Origin of the sequence: Mycobacterium sp. (genome assembly GCF_046095365.1) — a bacterium.
Taxonomy (GTDB): Bacteria; Actinomycetota; Actinomycetes; order Mycobacteriales; family Mycobacteriaceae; genus Mycobacterium.
The window spans coordinates 1-2,896 of the sequence record NZ_JBJTJF010000071.1 but is presented as its reverse complement, the minus strand read 5'-3'; the positions used below and the strand labels follow the sequence as shown (position 1 = coordinate 2,896).

The window sequence follows — 2,896 nt, the reverse complement described above, 5'->3', positions numbered from 1 at the left end:
GTGTAGAGCAGCGCGGCCGCTCCGGCGAGCATGCCGCCGATCAGGAACGTCCGCAGGATGATGCGCTCCCGGGACACCCCCATCAGCGTCGCCGTGGTCGGGTCCTGCGCGACGGCCCGGATGCCGCGGCCGAATTTGGTGCGGTTGATCGCCAGATCGGTCAGCAGAGCCAGCACCAGTGCGGAAGCCACGATCACCAATGTCACGTTGGACACCGTCGCACCGAAGACGTGGAACTGGGTCTTGGGCTGCACCAGGATGATCGGCTGCTGGGCGTTGCTGCCGCCGTAGCCCTTCAGGATCTTCGGCAGCACGAAGTGGACGAACTCCTGCAGCACGAACGACATGCCGATGGCGGTGATGAGGAATGTCAGCGACCGCGCGTTTCGCCGGCGCAGCGGTCGGTAGGCCACTGCCTCCAAACCGATTGCGGCCGCGCCGGACACCGCCATGGCGAACAGCATGGCGACGCCGAGATAGCCGATGGTCAGTCCCACCCCGCGGTTGTAGGCGTTGCCGCTGGGAGTGAATCCCAGGATCATGTCCAGGCAGAAGTAGGCGCCGAACATGCCGAGCATGAAGATCTCGGAGTGCGCGAAGTTGATCAGCCGCAGCACACCGAAGACCAGCGTGTAGCCCACCGCCACGAGCGCGTAGATCGCCCCCCAGGCCAGACCGTCGATGGTCAGCTGCCAGAAGCCCGTTCGCAGGTTGGTGACGTTGAATCCGATGTCACCGGCCAGGCAGGCGTACTGGCTGAGGCACTCCCCGATCATCAGTGGCGGCTACTGAACCTTGTAGATCCAGATCAGGTTCGAGGTGAGCTCTCCGTTGTCGGTCCACTTGTACTTGCGCGCAACACCCTGACCCTCGTATTGCGTCACGAAGTTCAGCATCGCCTCGCGGGTGACCGCCCCGGAGTCGATTCCCTTGAGCAGGATCGCGGCCAGGTCGTAGGCCTCCAGGCTGTAGGTGCCGGGGGCCTGGCCGAAGGACTTGGTGTATTCGTCGGCGAAGGCACCGGTGGCCGGGCCGCACGGGCAGGACAGCACCGCACCCTTGGCGGCCTCCCCCGCTGCCTTGACGAACTGCGGATCCTTGATGCCGTCGGGCCCGGCGAACAGTCCGGTGTAGCCGGCCTCGCGGAGCTGCTGCAGAAGCAGCGCGGCCTCGGTGTAGTAGCTGGCGTAGACCACCGCGTCGGGCTTCTGGCCCATGATCTGGGTCACCGCAGCCGAGAAGTCCTTGTCACCCTTCTTGACCGAGATGTTGCAGGCCGTGTCGGTGATCGGACCCAGCGTCTCGCGCACCGCCTTGGCCTGGCCGATGCCTGCATCGGTGCTGTCGTCGACGACGCAGGCCTTCTTGATGCCCAGGGTGTTCTTCAGGTAGTTGGCCAGCGACGGGCCCTGCACGCCGTCGCTGGACAGACCCCGGAAGAACGTCTTCCAGCCCTGCCCGGACAGCGCGACGTTGGTCGCCGACGGCGTGAGCGCGACCAGCCCGGCTTGGTCGAACACCTCGCCGGTGGCCTTGGTCTCCCCCGACCAGGTCGGCCCGACCAGCCCGAGGATGGACGGGTCGTCGACGATCCGCGGGGCCACCCCGGTCGCCTTCTGCGGATCACCCTCGGTGTCGAAGGTCTTCAGTTCCACCTGGCAGTCGGGGTTGGCGGCGTTGTGCTGCTCGACAGCCAGTTCCGCGCCGTTGCGGACGTTGGCCCCGAACGGTGCGTCGGGTCCGGTCAGCGGGCCGGCCATCGCGATGGCCGCCGGATTGCAGTTGGCCTTGCCGTCACCGACCGGGTTGAGCGGGGCGGCGGCCGCCTCGGCCGCCACCGCGCCGCCGTCCTGGCCGATCTGGACCTGTTCGACGATCTTCAGTTCACCCGGGGCGGCGCCGTCCTCCGGCTTGGACTGCTTGGCGCATCCGGCCATGCCGAGCACCGCAAGACCGGCGGCGCCCGCCGCGATCATCTTCCGCGTCCGCGTACCGCGCATGTTCCACCTCCGGGTCTTCTGACGTCAGGGACGAGCCATCAAGCCCCTAGAACATAGCCGAACGCGCGCGGTATCCAGGACCCGGCGCGGCGGGTTACTGGACCTTGTAAATCCAGATCAGGGTCGTGGTGAGTTCGCCGGTGTCGCCCCACTGGTACTTGCGTGCCACACCCTGGCCCGCGTACTTCTTGGCGAAGTCAAGCAATGCCTCGCGGGTGACCGCCCCGGAGTCGATTCCCTTGGCCAGGATCGTGCCCAGGTCGTATCCCTCGGTGCTGTAGGTGCCCGGCGCCTGGCCGATCTTCTTGGTGTACTCGTCGGCGAACGCCGCACTGGCCGGGCCGCACGGGCAGGACAGGATGGCGTCCTTGGATGACGAGCCGGCCTGCTTGACGAACTCGGGATCCTTGGTGCCGTCGGCGCTGGCGAACTTGCCGGAGAAGCCGGCGTCGCGCAACTGCTGGACGAAGGGGGCCGCCTCGGCGTAGTAGCCGCTGTAGAACACGGTGTCCGGCGAGGCGCCCTTGACCTGGGTCACCGCGGCGGAGAAGTCCTTGTCACCCTTCTTGACGGAGATGTTGCAGGCCGCGTCGGCGACCGGGCCGAGGGTGTCGCGCACGGCCTTGGCCAGCCCGGACCCGTAGTCGGTGCTGTCGTCGACGACGCAGACCTTCGCGTCGCCGAGGGGGTTCCGGATGTAGTTGGCGACCGAGGGGCCCTGCACCCCGTCGTTGGCCAGGCCGCGCAGGAAGGTCTTCCAGCCCTGCTCCGACAGCGTCACATTGGTGGCCGAGGCGGTCGCCGCGGCCAGGGCCGCCTGGTGGGTAACTACGGCGGTGGCCTTGGTCTCCCCGGAGAACGCCGGGGCGATCAGGCCGAAGATCGCGGGGTCGTCG

Annotated in this window: 3 protein-coding genes; all 3 read right to left on the bottom strand. The window is 67.5% G+C overall.

Going from position 1 to position 2,896, the window contains the following annotated elements; translation table 11 throughout:
* Positions 1–776, bottom strand: a 776-nt coding sequence (locus ACKOQ4_RS05360) for a branched-chain amino acid ABC transporter permease (protein WP_526289579.1), incomplete at its 3' end; no start/stop codon positions are given.
* 9 nt (positions 777–785) lie between these two features.
* Positions 786–2,000 (bottom strand): branched-chain amino acid ABC transporter substrate-binding protein, encoded by a 1,215-nt coding sequence (locus ACKOQ4_RS05355; protein WP_526289576.1) that lies wholly within the window; start codon positions 1,998–2,000, stop codon positions 786–788.
* A gap of 94 nt (positions 2,001–2,094) precedes the next feature.
* Positions 2,095–2,896: branched-chain amino acid ABC transporter substrate-binding protein (locus ACKOQ4_RS05350; RefSeq protein WP_526289574.1), on the bottom strand; the 802-nt coding region annotated here is incomplete at its 5' end.